We start from the raw sequence: 18,833 nt of genomic DNA on the forward strand, positions 1-18,833 counted from the left end.
GGCTCCGGCTTCGCGGCGGGCTTGGGCGCGGGCAGCGGCGGCAGGGGCTCGGCGGACGTCTTGCGGGTGAGCTCGTCCGGGAAGGTGAGGGCCGGCTCCTGGCGCGCCTCGTGGAGGACCTGGGCGTTGGCGTCCAGCGCGGAGAGCAGGTCCGGGGCGGCGGCCGTCTGCGCGTCGCCAGAGAGCTTCTTGCCCACCACCACGCCCAGCACGAACACCGCGCCCATCACGACGATGCCGGCGATCAACAGGCTGACGATCTGCCGGTTGTCCAACGAGACGTCGAACTTCTCCTTCATCCGATGGGCGTCACGCATGGCAGGGCAAACCTCGTCGCGCGCACGGGCCGTGTTGCGGCCTGTAGCGACAGCGTGCGCGCAAGCTACGCCCCACCCCCAGGCGGGTCAAATTCACGGAAGCGTGGTGCGCACCCTGTCGCGGAGCGATGCGCGCGAGGCCGGAAGTTGGGCCCCGGCGGCGTCGGCCGCCCCTCGGGACGACCTCAGACGATCCACCCGCCGCCGAGCACGCGGTCGCGATCGTAGACCACCGCGGCCTGTCCCGGCGTGACGGCGCGCGCGGGCGCGTCGAGCTGCACGGACACGAGCCCGTGCGGCGAGATGTGCACCCGGCCCGGAGCCCCCGCGTGGCGGTGGCGGATGCGGACCTCCACGGCCTGGTCGGGCGGGGGCGGCGCGTCCACCCAGTGCGGCTGGAGCAGCCCGAACTGCGCGCGGCCGGTGCCCTCCGCGGGGCCCACCACGACGCGGTTCGTCTCCGGCTCCAGGCGCTGCACGTAGCGCACTTCCCCACCGCCCAGGTTGAGGCCCTTGCGCTGGCCCACGGTGAAGCGGTGGATGCCGTTGTGGGTGCCCAGCACGCGACCCTCCGGGTCCACCACCTCGCCCGACGGCTGGGGTCCGGCGACCTTCTCCACGAACCCGGCGTAGTCGCCGTCGGGCACGAAGCAGATCTCCATGCTCTCCGGCTTGTGGGTGGTGGGCAGCTGGTGGCGCTCGGCGACGGCGCGCACCTCCGCCTTGGTGAGGTGGCCCACGGGGAAGAGCACGTCGCGCAGCTCCTCCTGGCCCAGCGTGAAGAGGAAGTAGCTCTGGTCCTTGGCGGCGTCCGCGGCGCGGCGCAGGTGGAAGCGGCCGTCCACCTCCTCCACCTGGGCGTAGTGCCCGGTGGCGAGCCGGGCGCCCAGGGCGCGCGCGCGCTTGAGGAGGAAGTTGAACTTCACGTCGCGGTTGCAGGCGACGCAGGGGATGGGCGTCTTGCCACCGAGGTACGACTGGACGAACGGGTTGACCACCCGGTCCTGGAAGATCTCCTCGGCGTTGGCCACGTAGAACGGGATGCCCAGCGTCTGGGCCACCGCGCGGGCATCGTCGATGTCATCCGGACTGCAGCAGCTTCCACACTTCGCGTTGCCCTCGTAGGACCAGACGCGCAGGGTGATGCCGATGACCTCATGGCCCTGCTCCTTGAGCAGGGCGGCGGCGGCCGAGGAATCCACCCCGCCGCTCATGGCAACGACGACTCGCATGGGGCTCCTTCCTACACGCCCCCGGGCCGGGACGCACGGCCCGAGGTGCTCCAGGCCCCCTTCCCTGCCCTGCGGCCGGGGGAGGCCGTCCGATTCAGGCGCCGCGCGTCCGGGCCCAGTCCGTGAGCAGCGCGCGGAGCGCTTCCGCCGTGTTGCGCGAGGGGTCGTCCAGCACGGACTCCACGAGGTAGCGGGTCGCCTCGCCCACCTTCGGTGACGGCCCGATGCCCAGGGCGGCCATGATGTCGCCACCGGTGAGCGCCAGCTCCTTCGCGGACAGGGGCGGCTTCGCGGCGGCGAGGGCCTCCAGGCGCGCGACCAGGGCCTCCAGCGCGGGGAGCTGCGCCGCCGCCCGGACCTGGACGCGGGCCTTCGCCACGGCGAGCAGCCCGGGAAGCTGCGCCAGGCCCACCCGGGCGAGCAGCCGGCGCAGGGCCGGATCCGCGTCGGACAGGCGCGTCTCCAGCTTCGCGTGGTCGACGAGCAGTCCCACGAGGTCGGCGGACTTGTTGGGAAACTTCAGGCGCATGCACAGGTCGCGCGCCTGTTGGCCGGTGACCAGATCCGCCAGCAGCGTGGCCATGCGGACATCCAGGTCCAGGGGCGCGGCCTGCACGGCGGCACGCGCCAGGCGAGCGCCTTCCGCGTCCGCGCGGGCCAGCTCCGGGAGGAACACCTCCAGCAGCCCGGTGTCGGCGAGCAGCTGGAGCCCGGACTCCGCGCGCGGGGACAGGAGCAGCTTGCAGAGCTCCTCGCGCACGCGCTCCAGGGCGACCTTGCGGAAGACGGAGAGGGTCGCGGGGATGGCGTCGCGGGTGGCGGGGTCCAGGGTGAAGCCCAGCACGGCGGCGAAGCGCACGGCGCGCAGGGGGCGCAGGCCGTCCTCGGAGAAGCGCTCCAGCGCGGAGCCCACGCACTTGATCAACCGGGCCGGCAGGTCCACCTGTCCGCCGAACGGGTCCACCAGCTCCTTGTCGAGCGGGTTGTAGGCCATCGCGTTGATGGTGAAGTCGCGCCGGGACAGGTCCTTCACGATGTCGCGCTCGAAGGACACGGAGCTGGGGCGGCGGCCGTCCAGGTAGTCGCCCTCCGAGCGGAACGTCGTCACCTCCACGTGGTTGCCCCCGGTGACGACGGTGACGGTGCCGTGCTGGATGCCGGTGGGGATGACCTTGCGGAAGGCGCCCTGGACCTCTCCCGGGAGCGCGCTCGTGGCCACGTCGAAGTCCTTGGGGTGGACCTGGCGGACCATGTCCCGCACGCAGCCGCCCACCAGGTAGGTGGCATGGCCCAGCTCGCGCAGGCGGGTGATGACTTCGAGCACGGGCTTGGGGATGTCGGCGTTGTGGAGGTTGGCGATCATGGCCGCTGGGGGTGGGAGGAAGCAGCGCCTACGTTGCCCCCTTCCAAGCAGCATTGCCAAGCGGATCGCCCGGCCGGTGCCCGTCTGGTAACGGTGGGAGGCCATGCCTCCCTCCCGAACCACCGCGGTGCACGTCCACGACGCCTGTGACGTGTACGTGGGCCGAGCCTTTCGCGTCTGGGCGAAGCCCGGGCCCCTCAACCCCGTCCCGGGCCGCTTCGGCAACCCGTTCAAGCCCGGCGGCGTGAAGACGCAGAAGGCGATGCTGCGCACCTACTTCGAGCCCTGGCTCGCGGGCCTGCCCGCCGACGAGGCCGCGCGGATCCACGAGGAGGCGCTGCGCCGCATGGGCCCGGAGCCGGACGCGTTCGAGTCCTTCCACTGGTACCTGGAGCTGCGCACACGGCACGACGCGGACTACCTGCGCGACGTGCGGACGCTGAAGGGCAAGCGCCTGGGCTGCTGGTGCAAGCCAGGGCCGTGTCACGCGGACGTGATGGCCGCCTGGCTGGATGCGGACCGGGGCAGCAGTCCAGCTTCGACGAAGGGGTAGAAGAACGCTGGTCCCGCGTTTTCCTTGATTTATAACTAGGCGAGTATTTCCGTCTTTTCAAGGAGAACACCATGAGTCAAATCATCCTGCGTCCCCGGTCACGCGCGCACGTCGCGTGGGCCCTGGTGATGGCGCTTCCCCTGGCGTCCGCGTGCAGCCCGTCGCCGGAGCCCGCGGACCCCTCGGAGTCCTCTGAAGCGGCGGCCCCCCTCGCGACGGCCATCACGAACACGTCCTTCGAGACGTCGACGAGCGGCTGGTCGTCCTGGCAGGGCACGCTGACGCGCGAAGCGCGGACGGGCGCGCCGGATGGACAATACGTCGCGCGCGTCACCGTCAGTGGCGCCGCCACGCTCTACTCGCTGGATGGTGCGCAGAGCGGCATCCCGAACGCGCCGCAAGGCCAGGCGTATACGGCCACGGCCTACGTCGCCGCGGGCAACACCGGCACGGTGGGCAAGCCCGTCAGCCTCATCCTCCGGGAGAAGAGCTCGGGTGGCACCACGTACAAGCTCTTCACGGTGGATGCGACGCTGACGACGGGCTTCCAGCGGCTCACCGTGACGGGGACCGTGGAGCGCGTGGGCGACACGGTGGATGTCTATGTCCTCCAGAACCAGGCGGTCGCGGGCAACTCCATCCTCGTGGACGCCGTCACGCTGGTGGCCGGCGGCGGTGGTAGCAGCCCCTCAGGTGAACCGATGCCGGTGGGCAATCTCACGGGATGGCGGCAGGTGTTCACCGACGACTTCACCACCCCCGTGCCCGTGGGCCAGTTCCCCGCGGCGGTGTCGTCGAAGTGGAGCGTCTACCTGGACGGTTGGAAGGACACGAGCAAGAACGGCACCTATTCACCCTCCAAGGTCGTCAGCATCCAGAACGGCGTGCTGAACAAGTACCTGCACACGGAGAACGGCGTGCACAGGGTCGCCGCCATCCTGCCGAGGATTCCCGGAGCGACTGCGAGCGGCGGGCTGCCCGCGGGCCGCTACGCGGTGCGGTTCCGCGCCGATGCGGTCCCCGGCTACAAGACCGCGTGGCTGCTCTGGCCGGACAGCGAGGTGTGGCCGCGCGACGGGGAGATCGACTTCCCGGAGGGCGACCTCGACGGCACCATCTCCGGGTTCATGCACCGGCAGAACGGCACCTCCGGAGGAGATCAGGACGCCGTCTCCACCACCGCGCGCTACACGTCGTGGCACACGGCCGTCATCGAATGGACGCCGGGCCGGTGCCGCTTCCTCCTCGACGGGGCGGTCATCCTGGACAAGACCAGCCGCGTCCCCAGCACGCCGATGCACTGGGTCCTCCAGACCGAGACCGACCTGAGCGGCACACCGCCTGCCTCCACCGCGGCCGGCAACGTGCAGATCGACTGGGTCGCCGTCTGGGTTCCCCAATAATACTCCTGTTTCACGGTAAAATTGTAGTCACCGTGTGCGATGCTCCCGGGCCCACCCCCAGGAGCACCGCATGTCCCTGTCGCATTGGAAGTCATGGGTTGTCGTTCCCCTGCTGCTCTGTTTCGCGTGCAGCCCTGAAGTCGCGCCCACGGAGGCGGAGGCCCCCGCGGTTGAAGCCTCGCAGTCCTCCGCCCTCATCGTGGGGCCCGCGGGCTCCCTCCTGACGGCGCGTTATCAACACACCGCCACACTGCTGCCCAATGGCAAGGTGCTGGTGGTGGGGGGCGGGACTCCCACGGAGACCGCGTCGACGGAGCTGTATGATCCGGTCACCGCCACGTCGAGCAGCGGCCCTTCGTTGAGCGCCGCGCGCCGCTCCCATACCGCCACGCAGTTGCAGGACGGCAGCGTGCTCATCGTGGCCGGCATCGGACCGAGCGGCCTCCTGGCCTCGGTCGAGCGGTATCAGCCGTCCACGAACACCTGGACCGCCGCCGCGCCCCTGCCGCGCGTCAGCTATGGGCACAGCGCGACGCTGCTCACGGACGGGCGGGTGCTGGTAGCCGGCGGCGTGGGCGGTGTGGGGGGCGGCACGGCGGTCCACGTCTACACGCCGGCCACGAACACCTGGGTGGCCACGGGCTCACTCCCCACCGCGATGGGCTTCCAGTCCGCGGTGCGGCTCGCGGATGGGCGCGTGCTCCTCACGGGAGGCGGCGCCACCACCAGCCTCGCCCAGCTCTGGACGCCCTCCACCGGAGCCTGGACGGTCGTGGCGCCGATGAACTCCGCCCGCAGCGACCACACCCTCCACCTGCTCTCCAGCGGGAAGGTGCTCGCCGTCGGTTCCGTCCAGCTGTCGGAGCAGTACGACCCGGCGACCAACCTCTGGACGAACACCTCGAACACGGCGGTCACCCACTTCTCCGCGCCTTCCGTCATGCGGCCCGACGGGAGCATCCTCCTGGCCGGCGGCTCCTACAGCAACACCACCGTGGAGCTGTACTCCCCCACCACCGGCTTGTGGAGCACGATGGGGGCGCTCACCCAGTCGCGCAAGAACCACCCCACCGTCGCGCTTCCCAGCGGCCGCGTCCTGTTCCTCGGCGGAACCGGCACCAGCAGCTCGGGCTCCATGGTGCCGGTGGCCAGCATCGAGGCGTTCGACCTGAACAGCACGTGCACCCCGACGACGTGCGCCGCGCAGGGCAAGAACTGCGGCACGATCTCCAACGGGTGTGGCGGCACGCTGACCTGCGGCACCTGCGGTTCAGGGCAGACGTGTACCAACAACGTCTGTGGAACGACCGCTCCCCTCTCCTGCACCCATGACGTGTGCACGACCGGTGGCTTGTTGAGCACGGGTTGCAATGCCTGCACCCGAACGGTGTGCGCCCAGGATGCGTATTGCTGCGCCTCGGCCTGGGACAGCGCCTGCGTCCGTGAGGCGAACTCCTGGTGTGTCATCAGCCAGCCGGGCTGCGGCGTGAGCCCGTAACAAGGCAGGTGCGTACACAGGCCGGGCCCGCGTGGCCCGGTCCTGCGCCGCGGTCGCTTCACACCGCCTTCGCGGCCAGCTCCCTGGCGACGTCCACGAAGAGGCGCAGCGCCGGAGTGCGCTGCGCACGGCTGGGGAAGTAGAGGAAGAAGCCCGGGACCGTGGGCGCGTAGGACTCGAGCACCCGCTGCAGCCGCCCGGTGCGCAGCTGCTCCGCCACGATGGGCTCGAAGGCATACGCCAGACCCAGGCCCTGCTCCGCCAGGCTCACCGTCAGCTGGTTCTCATTGGTGACCACGCCCCCGCGCACCGGCACGCGCCAGTTCCTGCGGCCCCGCTCCAGCTCCCATGCGTAGAGCGCCCCCGTGCTCCGCATGCGGAAGGTGATGCACTCGTGGTGCAGCAGATCCTCGGGGCGCTGGGGCGTCCCGTGGCGCGCGAGGTAGTCTGGCGAGCCCACCACCACGAAGCGGAACGCGTCGGTGAGCCGCACCTGCACCATGTCGCGCTCGATGGCCTCGCTCAGCCGCACGCCCGCGTCGTAGCCCTCCGCCACGATGTCCACGAAGCGCTCCTCGATGACGACCTCCACGTCGATCCGCGGGTGACGCTCGCGAAAGGTGGGGACCACCGGGGTGATGACGTAGGGCACCGCCGCCCGGGGCACCGACAGCCGGACCCGCCCCACCGTCTCTCCCGGTCGAGCAGAAACCTCGCTCAGGGCAGCGAGCGCCTGCCCCACCGCCGGGCCCGCGCCCTCCACCAGGCGCCTGCCTGCATCCGTCAGCGACACGCTGCGCGTCGTGCGGGTGAGCAACACCACGCGCAGCTGCTCCTCCAGCTGCTTGACCGCCTGGCTCACCGCCGCCGTGGAGACGCCGAGCTCGCGCGCAGCGCCGCTGAAGCTGCTCAGGCGCGCCACGGCGAGGAACACCTGGAGCTGGGGGAAGGGAGCCGTGTTCATGGGTGCCTGGCCTCACTGTTAAGCGCTGCTTAAGAGGCTATTGCCTCCCTCGCGCGTAGTCATCCCGGGGGCTGCGGCGTACTTCTCTTCGTGAACGGGGCCCAACGGTCCCCCACGGAGATCTGAAGACATGCTCACCATCAACGCCTATGAGGCCACGGCGGCGAACAAGCCCCTCGGTCCGACCACCCTCGAGCGCCGCGACCTCGGCCCGCGCGACGTCCTCATCGAGATCAAGTTCTGCGGCATCTGCCACTCCGACATCCACAGCGCTCGCAACGAGTGGGGTTCGGCGACCTACCCCCTCGTCCCCGGCCATGAGATCGCTGGCGTCGTCGCCAGGGTCGGCTCCGAGGTCACCCGGCATGCCGTCGGCGACCGCGTCGGCGTCGGCTGCCTGGTCGACTCGTGCCGCGAGTGCGCGAACTGCCGCAAGGGTGAGGAGCAGCACTGCCTCAAGGGCTTCACCGGGACCTACGGCGGCGTCGGGAAGGACGGCAAGCCCACCCAGGGCGGCTACTCCACCCACATCGTCGTGACGCAGGACTTCGTCCTCAAGATCCCCGAGGGCATCTCGCTCGACGTCGCCGCGCCGCTGCTGTGCGCCGGCATCACGACGTACGCGCCGCTGCGCCACTGGGGCGCCGGCCCCGGCAAGAAGGTGGCCATCGTCGGCCTGGGTGGGCTCGGGCACATGGGCGTGAAGCTGGCGCACGCGATGGGGGCCGAGGTCACCGTCCTGTCGCAGTCGCTGAGCAAGAAGGAGGACGGCCTGCGCCTCGGCGCGGACCACTACCACGCCACGAAGGATCCGGAGACGTTCAAGCAGCTCGCCGGCTCGTTCGACCTCATCGTGAACACGGTGAGCGCGAAGATCGACCTCAACGCCTACCTGTCCCTGCTGGCCCTGGATGGCGTCCTCGTCAACGTGGGCGCACCCGCGGAGCCGCTCGCGGTCAACGTGTTCTCCCTCATCATGACCCGCCGTTCGTTCGCGGGTTCGCTGATCGGCGGCATCCGCCAGACGCAGGAGATGTTGGACTTCTGCGCCGAGCACCACATCGGCTCCGACATCGAAGTCATCCCGGCCTCCCGGATCAACGAGGCCTATGAGCGCGTGCTCGCCTCCGACGTCCGGTATCGGTTCGTCATCGACACCGCGACGCTGAAGTAGCCACGGCCCGGCCTCCCCATGTCCTTCCGCCCTTCCCTGCTGCTGGCGTTGCTGTCCGCTACGATGTGCAGCGCCGCCTGACGCAGGGGCTGGCTCGCGCGCTGGTGGCCGCCGAGCTCAACCGGGTGGGTTTGCGTCAAGCGCTCGAGCGGGCCGCCCTCCCCCAGCGCTCCTTCGAGTTGGGCGCCGGCACGCAGTTGGACGTGGTGCGCGTGCGTCAGGACGTGGAGGTGGCGCGCGAGGACCTGTCCGCCGCGCATCCTTCGCGTGGATGAGCAGGGTCCGCCGAGGTCCACGTTCTTCTGGCCGCTCGGTGCTCGTCGCGCTATCTGGTTTTGCCGTGATGGCCATCATCCGTCCGCGGAACGCGCTCAGCGCCGTAGCGCTGCTCGCCCTCGTGGGCTGCGGCTCGGCCACCGTTGGTGCCGTGGGGAGCCCCGCATCCGCGAAGTGGGTGGGCCCGCCCGTCACCACACCGGACGGCGGCCAGGTGCGCACCACCATCTACTACGGGCCCTGGCAGTGCAGCGCTGCCTTCATGTCCCGCTGCGAGACGAAGTGCGCCGTGCAGGGCCGCGCCCTCATGGGCTGCATCTGGCTGGCGGACATCAAGGGCGATTGGCAGGGGCGCTTCATGCTGTTGCCCGCGGAGGCAGGCGGGCGCCTTGCCATCACGCACTGTTGCTGCGACTACCCCACCATCAACAATGTTGCCCAGCAGCGACGCGTCTGGAGCCGAGCGCGCGAATCCTTCCGGGAGTCCTGGGCCGAGGAGTTCGGTGCCTGGCCACAGAGCGGCGGTACGTACTGGGAGGGGCATCACATCTTCGACCTCTGGCACGGAGGGCCCCCTTCAGCGCTGAACAATGTGCTGCCCGTGCCAGGCGAGGTCCACGCCGTGATCAATCGGCAGTATCCCGCCTGCTACGCTGGCGGCGGCCAGTGGAGTACGCCCGGGCCGAACCTGCCCTACGCGGACTAGCGCATGCCCATCATGGACCGCCTGCTGGCTGAAATCTCGCGACGCCACTTCCCAGAGGCGCCCGCGACACTGGAGCAGATCGCTGCATTCGAGGCGCGTGTGGGCTGGAAGCTCGACGTGGACCTGCGGGCCTTCTACCTGCACTGCAACGGCGCGGCCCTCTTCCGGCCGCGGCTCGACGCGAACTACCGCATCCTGTCGCTCGGAGAGATTCGCCGGGCACGGGTCGCTATCCGAGGAAGCGAGGATGAGGCTGATGGCCCTGCGTCCTGGTACACCCTGATCTACCTCCAGGACGGCGACTACGTCCTCACGGACGTAGCGCGCCAGGCAAAGGGTCCTTACCCCGTGCTGGACGCGTTCCACGAAACGTTCCCGGACCCGGCGCATACCCGCCAGATCGCAGACTCGTTTGGCGAGTTCCTGGAGAAGGCGCTCGCCAGTGGCAACGAGTACTTCTGGCTGGATGAGTAGTCACGCCTGCAGAGCTGATCTCGGAAGACACTGCGCGGTGGAGGCCGCTCCTGCTGGCTGACTGGGAGCCCCCATCACCGCTTCCCTGCGCGTCCAGTCCCCTTCTCCGCTCGTTCGTACGCGTCGCGGGCCCGCTGGACCTCGGGGCGATGGCGTTGCGCCCACAACGCGAGTTCGGCCACGGGCGCGAGCAGGGTTCGTCCGAAGGGCGTGAGTTCGTAGTCGACGCTCGGCGGATTCGTTGGATGGACGGTGCGCTTCACCAGGCCGTCCCGCTCCAGGCTCCGCAGCGTGAGCGTCAACATGCGTTGCGAGATCCCGTCGATGGAACGCTTCAGATCGTTGAAGCGCCTCATGCCGTCTCCAAGGATGACGATCACGAGGACACTCCACTTGTCGCCAACGCGATTGAGGATCTCGCGGGTCGCGAGGCAATCCGCGTCGAAACCCCGGGTCATCTTGCCGTTCCCTGGTGACTTCAATGTGCCTCCTTGTCCGACGGTGCCCTGGTACGCAGGATGGCCCTGCTCATGGTTGGTAACCAGGTACCAGGAAGTAACCCAGGATCGAGGAGTCCGATGACCCACGCAACCGCACAGGTGACCGAAGCCACCACGCCGTCGAAGCCCCTTCGCATCAGCCTGTGGGCGGTCCAGGGCTTCATGGCCGTGCTCTTCACCGGAACGGGGCTGTGGAAGCTCCTCACGCCCATCCCTGAGCTCGCCGCGATGATCCCCTGGGCGGGACAGGTTCCCGCGGCGTTCCTGCACGCGACGGGGCTCATCGACCTGTGCGGCGGGCTGGGCATCCTCCTGCCGTCGCTCACCCGCATCAGGCCGGGCCTGGCCGTGCTCGCGGCCCTGGGCTGCGCTGCCCTCCAGGTTGCCGCGGTTGTCTTTCACCTCTCGCGTGGCGAGGCGGCGAATACACCGTTCAACGTCCTGCTCGTGGCGCTCGCCATCTTCGTCGCGTGGGGACGGCGCGCCAAGGCGCCCATCCCACCGCGCTGATCGCCTGGACCCCGCTTCAGGGAATCACCCCGCGAGGAAGAGGCGGGACTCCCTGGGGCACCGTGCTCGGCAGGCCCGCGAACGTTTGAAGCGCCTGGAGCGAGCCGTTGAACCGGCTGCGGTCCACGTGCCCCGAGATGCCAGGCGTTGGCGTCGAAGAAGGCATCCACTTCGTGCATGCCGTAGCTCACACGGGCAAAGGCGAACGCCATGCCCGCCCCGGGGAGCTCGGGCCACTGCACGGTGCCCTGCCATTTCGATACGTCGAGGCCCTCGACGGAACCGGGGACCGCCATGTCGCTGGAACTGGGGGTTGGCACGGGTTGTCCTTTGGGAAGACAGCACCCGGAGCCCAGAGCACGCCCCATGCCATGACTCGGCGCCTCCCAGGGACGCGGGCACCGTGCCCCCGGGTGCGTGGGTCTGGGACGCACGTGCGTCCCCGCTGACGCGCTCCAACACGGAGGGCACCGTCTGTCCATTCCGCCACGGCATGTCTGAGATCGCCCCCGCTAGATTCAACACGGTGTCACCGCTCTGTCTCCATGCCGTGACGATTCAGGGAGCCGATGAGGAGGGATGTCGCCGTCAAGTGGGCGCTCGCCATGCAGGTGGCGCTAGCGGGCGCGGGCACCAGGCTCTATCTCACGCACGAGCGATGGGCGATATTCGTGCATTGGTGGACCCGCTGACGCGGGGACTGGAGGCACTTCGCATGGGACGGCTCATCCTGTTTGTGCTGGGCCTGGCGGTGGTGGCGGGTGTGGCGTACTACGCGACGCAGCCGGGCGCGGGGGACGCGAAGATGGCGGGCCAGGACGCGGCCCGGCGCCTGGACAACGTGCGCCAGACGGCGAAGGAAATCGAGGCCGAGCAGCGCCAGCACCTCGACGAGACGATGCAGAAGGCCACGGGCGAGGACTCGCGCTAAACGACGGAGCGCGAGTCCCGATCGGCCTGGAGAGGAGGCGGGCGCCAGCGGCGCGTGAGCTGCTGTGCGCCACCTCCACCGTGGTGGCTGCCGTGCTAGACGTGAGTCGAGCACCACGGCCAGACGGTGCGCTGGAAACCCAGCCGCCTCAGTGGCTCACGCAGCGATGCACCGAGCGCACGGTATACGGCCCCTGGATGGAACCCGAGGCATGGGCGCCCAAATCAACGCTGATGGCTCCGTCCTGCGGGCAATTAAGGCCGGTGTTCACTCCCACCGTGTTGAAGGCATTGCCCTGGACGGTGGCGTTCTCCATCCCGTCGACGACGATCCCCAGGTGGACGTACATGCTCAGGCTTCCCGTGCTGTTGCCCAGGGCCGCTCCGTTCTTGCCCGTGCCCACGTCCCACGACTCGGAACCCACGAACAGGCCGACATCGAAGTGCTGGAGCGGGCTCGTCCAGAGCAGGTTGTCCTGGATGACGGAGCCCGCGAAGTCCGCCTTGTCTTCACGGATGGCCTCGAACCCCAGCGCACCGTAGGCGCTCCGCCCCGCGGCGACGATGGTGTTGCTCTGCACCACGATGTTCGTTCCCCTCCCGGGATCGGCGGGGTTGAGCCGTTTGGAGAAGACGATGATCGCGACATCCGTGGCATCGATGACGCTGTTATACCGGGCGCTCGAGCCGCTGCACGCGATGCTGAGTCCATCCGCCCAGCCGGCCCCGGTGTGAGGGGTTGAATAGCCGGTCACCAGGTTGCTGGTGAGGGTGACCGGGCCGCTGCACCCCTCCGGCGTGTGCAGGTTCGTCCAGCCGGCGGGCTCACTGAGGCGCGATCGCTGGAGCGTGCCCTGCATCGCGCTCACGTTGATGGCGGTGAGGGTGTAGCCAAACCGGCCGCGCTGGCCATCGACCCAGACCATGTCCATCGTGCCGTTCAGCTCGACCAGCGGAGCTGGGAAACCCGCGTCGCGTACGAGACGGCCGAAGCGCGCGGTATGGGTCCCGTCCACGGCGTCGGTACGCAGGGTGGCGTTCGGAGGAATCACCAGGGTGCTCGTGAGGTAGACAACCTCCTGCGGGTCGAGCGTCACGACACCGCCAGCGTTGAGCTGCGCCTGCAGGGTGGACTGGGTGCGACTGGTGGTGAGCACGCTGGGCCGGCCCCAATCGTCCTTGTAGTTGCTGCCCGTGCAGATACTCGACACCAGGCCCGCGAACTCAGGGCCGTTGAACAAGCCGTCCACCGCGGTCGCCCAGGAGGTGCCACTGTTCAGCTGCGCGACCCAGGAGTTGACCTCGCTCGTGCTCGGCTCCCGGTTCAAGATTCCCCGGAAGGCCACGAAGGCCTTCTCCGCGTGGGTGTAGCCGTGCGACAGCAGCTCGTTTGACAGGTAGAACGTGCGACCGTAGCTCCTGAGCGTGGCCTGGGAACAGCCACTGGAGCTGAAGCCATTGACATACCACGTCCAGCCAGACTGGTCGGGACCGCGTCCCAGCACCTCGGTGTATTGCTTGGCGATGAATTGATATGGCACTGCGGCGGAGGCCCCTCCCGCCGCGAGGCCCATCCCTAGCGATACAATCCCGAAGAGCTTCTTCACCCTGGAACGCATTGGACTCCCTTTTTGGAGGGCAGAACAAATCCCTCCTTCAAGTGAGCCGGTGAGGTGGGAAATGATGCGGAACATCCGCATACCGGCCGGGGGTCCAACAGGGCGTTCGCATCGTAAACGACTGAAATGGCTGGGGATTGTGTGCTGAAAGGGGATGGCGGAAGGTGAGACGCCATCGCCGCCCAGACCCCCAAGGACGCTTGATTCATGCTTCGCCGCCGCGTGCGCCATGACCGCCTGGTGGTGCTCGGGCACTCGGGGGTTTCCGTCGCCCACGGCAGCGCGCGGCGTGTCGCCGTCACTGCTTCGGCGCGGGCTTCTGAGCCGAGGTGTCCGAGGTGTTGCGCAGGTCCGCGCGCACCACGGCGTCGCCGAAGCGCTCCACGTTGGTCAGCCACGCCGCCGCGTTCTTCACGTAGCGCGCGGTGCCCGCCGTGTCCCACTTGTTGTAGAGGCGCGTGAAGCCACCGTCGAAGATGGCCCGCTTGCCGCCCTTGTCATAAAAGGCCGCCACCAGGTTGCCCGCCGAGCCATGGAGCAGCGGCGTGAGCTGCTGGTTCGGCTGGATGGTGGCGATGGTGATGCCCTCGTAGAGGTACTCCAGGCCGGTGGTGAGCAGGTGCCGGCGCAGCAGCCCCGGACCCGCCGCGTCCTTCTGCAGGCCGACCGTCTTGTCGCCAATAATGTTGCCTTGCATGCTCGTGCCCAGCAGCGCCTCGCCCACCACGTTGGCGTCGGCGTAGTAGGGCTCGTTGTCACCCCAGATGTACACGCCGTGTCCCGCGTCGAAGAACTCCTTGATGACCGTCACGTGCTCGGGCGTCAGGTGCCGCGTCGCGTCGGCGATGATCCACAATTGGCACGCCTTCTGGAGCCCCTTGCGCAGCTCCTTGGGGCTTGGCGCGTTGTTGACCCAGCGGTACACGGAGAAGCCCTTCTCCTTCAGCGCGGCCTTCGGCAGCGCGAAGTCGAAGCCCTCGCTCGCGTAGAAGTGGAGCACCGCCACCGTCTGACCGTCGAAGGCGCCGTCCACCGCGAGGTCGTTCTGGTTGCCTCGCGCGTTGCCCCAACCGTCGCGCGCCGCGGGGCGCACCACCTCGCGAACCTCCCTGGTGCCGTCATCGCGCGTCACCTCCTGGCGTACGCGCTCCATGGGAGCGTTGGAACCCGCCGCCGAGGTGTACTGCGCGAGGGCTGGCGTAGCGGCCAGGACGAAGGCAAGACAGCAGAGCAGCGGGCGAAAGGCACGCACGGGAACCTCGACGGAGTGGAAGGACGTGGCACCTTCCACGCACGACCCCGCGAAAAGTTCTTCCGCCCGCGTGACGTCAGGCCTGGAAGCCGGCGCCTACCGCCAGCGCCAGCAGGCCCAGGCCGCCCACCCGGGCGGGACTCAGTGGACCGCGAGCTGGGCAGGGAGCACCCGGCCCCATGCAGCACCGGTCAGCCGACGTATGCCGCCAGGTGCTTGCCGGTCAGCGTTGACGGCGCTGCGACCAGACTGGCCGGTGTTCCTTCGAACACGACCCGTCCGCCGTCGTGGCCCGCGCCCGGCCCCAGGTCGATGATCCAGTCCGCGTGCGCCATGACCGCCTGGTGGTGCTCGATCACGATGACCGACTTGCCGGAGTCGACCAGCCGGTCCAGCAGCCCGAGCAGCTGCTCGACGTCGGCCAGGTGCAGCCCGGTGGTTGGCTCGTCGAGCACGTAGACGCCTCCGTCCTCGCCCATGTGCGTCGCGAGTTTCAGCCGCTGCCGCTCGCCGCCGGACAACGTGGTGAGCGGCTGGCCGAGCCGCAGGTAGCCGATCCCAACGTCCGTCATGCGCTTCAGGATCGCGTGCGCGGCCGGCGTCCGCGCCTCGCCAGCGCCGAAGAAGGCGACCGCGTCCGCAGCGGGCAGGTCGAGCACTTCGGCGATGTTGAGCCCGCCGAGCCGGTAGTCCAGCACCGCCGCCTGGAACCGCCGGCCCTCGCAGTCCTCGCAGACCGTGGTGACGCCGGCCATCATCGCCAGGTCGGTGTAGATGACCCCGGCGCCGTTGCAGGTCGGGCAGGCGCCCTCGGAGTTGGCGCTGAACAGGGCGGGCTTCACGCCGTTGGCCTTCGCGAACGCCTTGCGGATCGGCTCCAGCAGGCCGGTGTACGTCGCCGGGTTGCTCCGCCGCGAGCCACGGATCGCGCCCTGGTCGACCGTCACCACGCCGTCCCGGCCCGACACCGAGCCGTGGATGAGGGAGCTCTTCCCCGACCCGGCCACGCCGGTCACCACCACCAGCACGCCAAGCGGGATGTCGACATCGACCTTCCGCAGGTTGTGGGCGCTGGCGCCGCGCACCTTCAGCGCTCCCGACGGCTTGCGCACCGATGGCTTCAAGGTGGCCCGGTAGCCCAGGTGCCTCCCGGTGAGCGTGCCGCTGGCCCGCAGCCCGTCGACGGTGCCCTCGAACACGACCTCGCCACCGGCGGTGCCAGCGCCGGGGCCGAGGTCGACGACGTGGTCGGCGATCTCGATCGCCTCCGGCTTGTGCTCGACGACCAGCACGGTGTTTCCCTTGTCGCGCAGCCGCAGCAGCAAGCCGTTCATCCGCTGGATGTCGTGCGGGTGCAGCCCGACCGTCGGCTCGTCGAACACGTAGGTCACGTCGGTGAGCGACGACCCGAGGTGCCGGATCATCTGGGTGCGCTGGGCCTCGCCGCCCGACAGCGTCCCCGACGGCCGGTCGAGGCTCAGATAGCCCAGCCCGATCTCCACGAACGAGTCGAGCGTCTGCCGCAGCGTCGCCAACAGCGGCGCGACGGACGGTTCGTCCAGACCGCGCACCCACGCGGCCAGGTCGTTGATCTGCATCGCACAGGCGGCGGCGATGTTGATCCCCTTGATCTTGGAGGACCGGGCGGCCTCGTTGAGCCGGGTGCCGCCGCACTCTGGACAGGTGGTGAACGTCACCGCCCGCTCCACGAAGGCACGGATGTGTGGCTGCATCGCCTCCTTGTCCTTGGTCAGGAACGACTTCTGGATCCGAGGAACCAGCCCCTCGTAGGTCAGGTTCATGCTCTCGAACTTCACCTTGGTCGGTTCCCGATAGAGGAAGTCGTGGCGCTCCTGCTTCGTGTACTTGTGGATCGGCTTGTTCGGGTCGAGGAAGCCCGAGGCCGCGAAGATGCGCACCTGCCAGCCGTCGGCGGTGTAGCCCGGGATGGTGAGCGCGCCCTCGGCGAGCGACTTCGTGTCGTCGTACAGCTGCGACAGGTCGATGTCCGTCACCGATCCCATGCCCTCGCAGCGCGGGCACATGCCGCCGGTGACCGTGAACTCGCGCTTCTCGGTCTTGCCGTCGCCCTTCTCGAGTGACATCTGCCCGACCCCGCGGGCAGACGGGATGTTGAAGGAGAAGGCGTTGGACGAACCGACGTGCGGCTTGCCGAGGCGGCTGAACAGCACCCGCAGCATCGCGTTGGCGTCAGTCGCCGTGCCGACCGTCGAGCGGGAGTTGGCGCCCATCCGCTCCTGGTCGACGATGATCGCGGTCGTCAGCCCCTCCAGGACGTCGACCTCGGGCCGGGCCAGCGTGGGCATGAACCCCTGCACGAACGCGCTGTAGGTTTCGTTGATCAGCCGCTGTGATTCGGCCGCGATGGTGCCGAACACCAGCGACGACTTGCCCGACCCAGAGACGCCGGTGAACACCGTCAGCCGTCGCTTGGGGAGCTCGACGCTCACGTCCTTCAGGTTGTTCTCCCGGGCACCCCGGACACGGATCAAGTCATGGCTGTCAGAGGGATGCGTTGGGGACGAGGGCATGTGCTTGGTCATGGGTCACCAGTTTATATGACTTGACGGGAATATGAATCAACAGGTATATTCTCCACATGGAATCATCGTTCGCGATCATCGCCGAGCCGAACCGCCGGAGCATCCTCAGTCTCCTGGCGTCGTCGGAGTGCTCCGTCGGCGAACTCGAGCGCCAGCTGCGGATGCCTCAGACCTCCGTGTCCAAGCACCTGCGCGTGCTGCGCGACGCCGGCTTCGTGGAGGCGCGCGTCGAAGCCCAGCGGCGGGTCTATCGGCTCCGGCCCGAACCGCTCATGGAGGTCGACGCCTGGCTGACGCCCTTCCGGCGCTTCTGGACGGCCCACGTCGACGCGCTCGAACGCCATCTCGATCAGATGGACCTGCCCCCCAAGAAAGGAAAGAAGCGATGAGCCACCGTGCGAAGTACACGCCCGGCCCCGCGGCTGGAGCCAGGATCCAGAAGGAGGGGGAGAAGTGGACGCTCGTGCTCGTCCGCGACCTGCGCCACCCTCCCACGAAGGTCTGGGAGGCCATCACGGCTCCGGAGCATCTGCGCGAATGGGCTCCGTTTGATTCCGACCGGAACCTCGGTGCTGTTGGCACCGCGAAGCTTTCGACCGTGGGCACGCCGACGCCGCAAGTCGCCGAGTCCCAGGTGAAGCGGGCTGACGCGCCGAGGTTGCTCGAATACGGCTGGGGCGGAAACGACATGCGCTGGGAACTGGAGCCTCTGGAGAGCGGCGGCACCCGGCTCACGCTCTGGCACAACATCCACCGTGGCTTCATCTCGATGGGCGCCGCGGGCTGGCACATCTGCTTCGATGTGCTGGATCGGCTGCTCACCGGTGATCCCCTGGGCCGCATCGTCGGCCCCGAAGTCATGAAGTTCGACGGCTGGCAGCGATTGAACGCCGAGTACGCCAGGCAGTTCGGCGTCGAGCCTGCCGGTTTGCCCCCTACCCCACGGACCTGACCATGCACCGCTCCAAAGGACTCATCCTCGGCTTCTGGCTTGCCACCGCGCTCTTCTGTCTGCAGATGGGCTTCACCGCCTACGCGCAGCTGCGCCTGCCGCAGGTGGCGGAGGCCTTCACCCACTTCGGCTTCCCGGACTACTTCCGGGTGGAGCTCTCCTGGGCCAAGGTCATCGGCGTGGTGCTGCTGCTGGCGCCGGTGCCGGCGCGGCTCAAGGAGTGGGCCTACGCCGGCTTCGCCATCAACCTGGTCTCCGCGCTGATCGCCCACCTCTCGGTGGGAGATGGCCCGGAGGCCTGGGGCTTCGCGGTGGGCACCGGCGTGCTCTGGGGACTCTCGTACCTCTTCTGGCGGCGCCTGGAGGCCCGCCCGCTGCCCCAACCCCTCGAGGCCGTCCACGGGTAGTATTCACCTCCTGGCGGAGAGCGACGGGTCACCCATCGCTCGGAGGCTGGAGGGATGAATGTCGCTCAAGATGGTCTCAAGCCTCACCCTGTTGGGCGCAGTGGGGCTGGGCGGAGTGGCCCTCCAAACAGTCGTGGGA

General features: G+C 68.9%; 18 protein-coding genes and 2 pseudogenes. 12 read left to right on the forward strand and 8 right to left on the reverse strand.

Annotated features, from left to right (window positions below; genetic code table 11):
• The 3 genes and pseudogenes from D7V93_RS15505 to D7V93_RS15515 form a co-directional block, all read right to left on the reverse strand.
• A pseudogene (locus tag D7V93_RS15505) lies at positions 1-317 on the reverse strand (SPOR domain-containing protein); the annotation flags it as partial.
• Between the two features lie 185 nt (positions 318-502).
• Entirely contained in the window at positions 503-1,549 is a 1,047-nt protein-coding gene (gene mnmA / locus D7V93_RS15510; RefSeq protein ID WP_120644159.1) for a tRNA 2-thiouridine(34) synthase MnmA, read from the reverse strand.
• A 94-nt stretch (positions 1,550-1,643) separates the two neighbouring features.
• On the reverse strand, positions 1,644-2,912 hold the full coding sequence (locus D7V93_RS15515) for a CCA tRNA nucleotidyltransferase (RefSeq protein ID WP_120644160.1): 1,269 nt from the start codon (positions 2,910-2,912) through the stop codon (positions 1,644-1,646).
• A 103-nt stretch (positions 2,913-3,015) separates the two neighbouring features.
• Here D7V93_RS15515 and D7V93_RS15520 point away from each other — a divergent pair, with 103 nt between their 5' ends.
• From D7V93_RS15520 to D7V93_RS15530, 3 genes are all read left to right on the forward strand, one after another.
• Positions 3,016-3,465 (forward strand): DUF4326 domain-containing protein, encoded by a 450-nt coding sequence (locus D7V93_RS15520; RefSeq protein ID WP_120644161.1) that lies wholly within the window; start codon positions 3,016-3,018, stop codon positions 3,463-3,465.
• A gap of 71 nt (positions 3,466-3,536) precedes the next feature.
• Complete coding sequence (locus D7V93_RS46125) at positions 3,537-4,868, forward strand: glycoside hydrolase family 16 protein (RefSeq protein ID WP_208723034.1); 1,332 nt, start codon at positions 3,537-3,539, stop codon at positions 4,866-4,868.
• Positions 4,869-4,938: 70 nt separating this feature from the next.
• Entirely contained in the window at positions 4,939-6,366 is a 1,428-nt protein-coding gene (locus D7V93_RS15530) for a Kelch repeat-containing protein (RefSeq protein ID WP_120644162.1), read from the forward strand.
• A gap of 58 nt (positions 6,367-6,424) precedes the next feature.
• Here the strand turns inward: D7V93_RS15530 and D7V93_RS15535 are convergent, their stop codons facing one another.
• Entirely contained in the window at positions 6,425-7,330 is a 906-nt protein-coding gene (locus tag D7V93_RS15535) for a LysR family transcriptional regulator (protein WP_120644163.1), read from the reverse strand.
• A gap of 130 nt (positions 7,331-7,460) precedes the next feature.
• Between D7V93_RS15535 and D7V93_RS15540 the strand changes: the two genes are divergently transcribed.
• The 4 genes and pseudogenes from D7V93_RS15540 to D7V93_RS15555 all read left to right on the forward strand — a co-directional run bounded on the left by D7V93_RS15540 (position 7,461) and on the right by D7V93_RS15555 (position 9,960).
• Positions 7,461-8,504, forward strand: coding sequence for an NAD(P)-dependent alcohol dehydrogenase (locus tag D7V93_RS15540; protein WP_120644164.1), 1,044 nt, complete (start codon positions 7,461-7,463; stop codon positions 8,502-8,504).
• A gap of 62 nt (positions 8,505-8,566) precedes the next feature.
• Positions 8,567-8,758 (forward strand): annotated as a pseudogene (locus D7V93_RS15545) (TolC family protein); the annotation flags it as partial.
• A gap of 89 nt (positions 8,759-8,847) precedes the next feature.
• A complete protein-coding gene (locus D7V93_RS15550) occupies positions 8,848-9,486 on the forward strand; it encodes a hypothetical protein (protein ID WP_120644165.1) in 639 nt (212 codons plus the stop codon).
• Between the two features lie 12 nt (positions 9,487-9,498).
• Complete coding sequence (locus D7V93_RS15555; RefSeq protein ID WP_372338318.1) at positions 9,499-9,960, forward strand: SMI1/KNR4 family protein; 462 nt, start codon at positions 9,499-9,501, stop codon at positions 9,958-9,960.
• 74 nt (positions 9,961-10,034) lie between these two features.
• Here D7V93_RS15555 and D7V93_RS15560 read toward each other — a convergent pair whose 3' ends face one another.
• Positions 10,035-10,418 carry a winged helix-turn-helix transcriptional regulator gene (locus D7V93_RS15560; RefSeq protein WP_120644167.1) on the reverse strand — a complete coding sequence of 128 codons (384 nt, stop codon included), beginning with the start codon at positions 10,416-10,418 and terminating at the stop codon, positions 10,035-10,037.
• Positions 10,419-10,538: 120 nt separating this feature from the next.
• On the opposite strand from D7V93_RS15560, the gene D7V93_RS15565 reads away from it, so the two are divergent.
• Together D7V93_RS15565 and D7V93_RS15570 are read left to right on the forward strand one after the other, a co-directional pair.
• Positions 10,539-10,970, forward strand: a complete 432-nt coding sequence (locus D7V93_RS15565) for a DoxX family protein (RefSeq protein ID WP_120644168.1) — start codon at positions 10,539-10,541, stop codon at positions 10,968-10,970.
• A 715-nt stretch (positions 10,971-11,685) separates the two neighbouring features.
• Positions 11,686-11,901 carry a hypothetical protein gene (locus D7V93_RS15570; RefSeq protein WP_120644169.1) on the forward strand — a complete coding sequence of 72 codons (216 nt, stop codon included), beginning with the start codon at positions 11,686-11,688 and terminating at the stop codon, positions 11,899-11,901.
• A gap of 148 nt (positions 11,902-12,049) precedes the next feature.
• Here the strand turns inward: D7V93_RS15570 and D7V93_RS15575 are convergent, their stop codons facing one another.
• The 3 genes from D7V93_RS15575 to D7V93_RS15585 form a co-directional block, all read right to left on the reverse strand.
• A complete protein-coding gene (locus D7V93_RS15575; protein ID WP_158623754.1) occupies positions 12,050-13,519 on the reverse strand; it encodes a DUF4214 domain-containing protein in 1,470 nt (489 codons plus the stop codon).
• A gap of 298 nt (positions 13,520-13,817) precedes the next feature.
• Positions 13,818-14,771, reverse strand: a complete 954-nt coding sequence (locus D7V93_RS15580) for a hypothetical protein (RefSeq protein WP_120644175.1) — start codon at positions 14,769-14,771, stop codon at positions 13,818-13,820.
• A 191-nt stretch (positions 14,772-14,962) separates the two neighbouring features.
• Complete coding sequence (locus D7V93_RS15585; RefSeq protein WP_244237331.1) at positions 14,963-17,335, reverse strand: ATP-binding cassette domain-containing protein; 2,373 nt, start codon at positions 17,333-17,335, stop codon at positions 14,963-14,965.
• A gap of 56 nt (positions 17,336-17,391) precedes the next feature.
• On the opposite strand from D7V93_RS15585, the gene D7V93_RS15590 reads away from it, so the two are divergent.
• The 3 genes from D7V93_RS15590 to D7V93_RS15600 are packed head-to-tail and all read left to right on the forward strand — an operon-like array spanning position 17,392 to position 18,694.
• The gene (locus D7V93_RS15590) at positions 17,392-17,724 is read left to right on the forward strand and encodes an ArsR/SmtB family transcription factor (RefSeq protein ID WP_120644171.1); all 333 of its coding nucleotides are present in this window, start codon (positions 17,392-17,394) and stop codon (positions 17,722-17,724) included.
• Positions 17,721-18,287 carry an SRPBCC family protein gene (locus D7V93_RS15595; protein WP_120644172.1) on the forward strand — a complete coding sequence of 189 codons (567 nt, stop codon included), beginning with the start codon at positions 17,721-17,723 and terminating at the stop codon, positions 18,285-18,287. The genes D7V93_RS15590 and D7V93_RS15595 overlap by 4 nt, the downstream gene beginning before the upstream one ends.
• A 2-nt stretch (positions 18,288-18,289) precedes the next feature.
• Positions 18,290-18,694 (forward strand): DoxX family protein, encoded by a 405-nt coding sequence (locus D7V93_RS15600; protein WP_120644173.1) that lies wholly within the window; start codon positions 18,290-18,292, stop codon positions 18,692-18,694.
• The last annotated feature ends 139 nt before the right edge of the window (positions 18,695-18,833 follow it).

The organism is Corallococcus llansteffanensis, assembly GCF_003612055.1.
Classification (GTDB): Bacteria; Myxococcota; Myxococcia; order Myxococcales; family Myxococcaceae; genus Corallococcus; species Corallococcus llansteffanensis.

Bases quoted from the DNA above. Each gene is read 5' to 3' on its own strand.
- mnmA (WP_120644159.1), bottom strand. From the start codon at position 1,549: ATGCGAGTCGTCGTTGCCATGAGCGGCGGGGTGGATTCCTCGGCCGCC.
- D7V93_RS15515 (WP_120644160.1), bottom strand. From the start codon at position 2,912: ATGATCGCCAACCTCCACAACGCCGACATCCCCAAGCCCGTGCTCGAA.
- D7V93_RS15520 (WP_120644161.1), top strand. From the start codon at position 3,016: ATGCCTCCCTCCCGAACCACCGCGGTGCACGTCCACGACGCCTGTGAC.
- D7V93_RS46125 (WP_208723034.1), top strand. From the start codon at position 3,537: ATGAGTCAAATCATCCTGCGTCCCCGGTCACGCGCGCACGTCGCGTGG.
- D7V93_RS15530 (WP_120644162.1), top strand. From the start codon at position 4,939: ATGTCCCTGTCGCATTGGAAGTCATGGGTTGTCGTTCCCCTGCTGCTC.
- D7V93_RS15535 (WP_120644163.1), bottom strand. From the start codon at position 7,330: ATGAACACGGCTCCCTTCCCCCAGCTCCAGGTGTTCCTCGCCGTGGCG.
- D7V93_RS15540 (WP_120644164.1), top strand. From the start codon at position 7,461: ATGCTCACCATCAACGCCTATGAGGCCACGGCGGCGAACAAGCCCCTC.
- D7V93_RS15550 (WP_120644165.1), top strand. From the start codon at position 8,848: ATGGCCATCATCCGTCCGCGGAACGCGCTCAGCGCCGTAGCGCTGCTC.
- D7V93_RS15555 (WP_372338318.1), top strand. From the start codon at position 9,499: ATGGACCGCCTGCTGGCTGAAATCTCGCGACGCCACTTCCCAGAGGCG.
- D7V93_RS15560 (WP_120644167.1), bottom strand. From the start codon at position 10,418: ATGACCCGGGGTTTCGACGCGGATTGCCTCGCGACCCGCGAGATCCTC.
- D7V93_RS15565 (WP_120644168.1), top strand. From the start codon at position 10,539: ATGACCCACGCAACCGCACAGGTGACCGAAGCCACCACGCCGTCGAAG.
- D7V93_RS15570 (WP_120644169.1), top strand. From the start codon at position 11,686: ATGGGACGGCTCATCCTGTTTGTGCTGGGCCTGGCGGTGGTGGCGGGT.
- D7V93_RS15575 (WP_158623754.1), bottom strand. From the start codon at position 13,519: ATGCGTTCCAGGGTGAAGAAGCTCTTCGGGATTGTATCGCTAGGGATG.
- D7V93_RS15585 (WP_244237331.1), bottom strand. From the start codon at position 17,335: ATGACCAAGCACATGCCCTCGTCCCCAACGCATCCCTCTGACAGCCAT.
- D7V93_RS15590 (WP_120644171.1), top strand. From the start codon at position 17,392: ATGGAATCATCGTTCGCGATCATCGCCGAGCCGAACCGCCGGAGCATC.
- D7V93_RS15595 (WP_120644172.1), top strand. From the start codon at position 17,721: ATGAGCCACCGTGCGAAGTACACGCCCGGCCCCGCGGCTGGAGCCAGG.
- D7V93_RS15600 (WP_120644173.1), top strand. From the start codon at position 18,290: ATGCACCGCTCCAAAGGACTCATCCTCGGCTTCTGGCTTGCCACCGCG.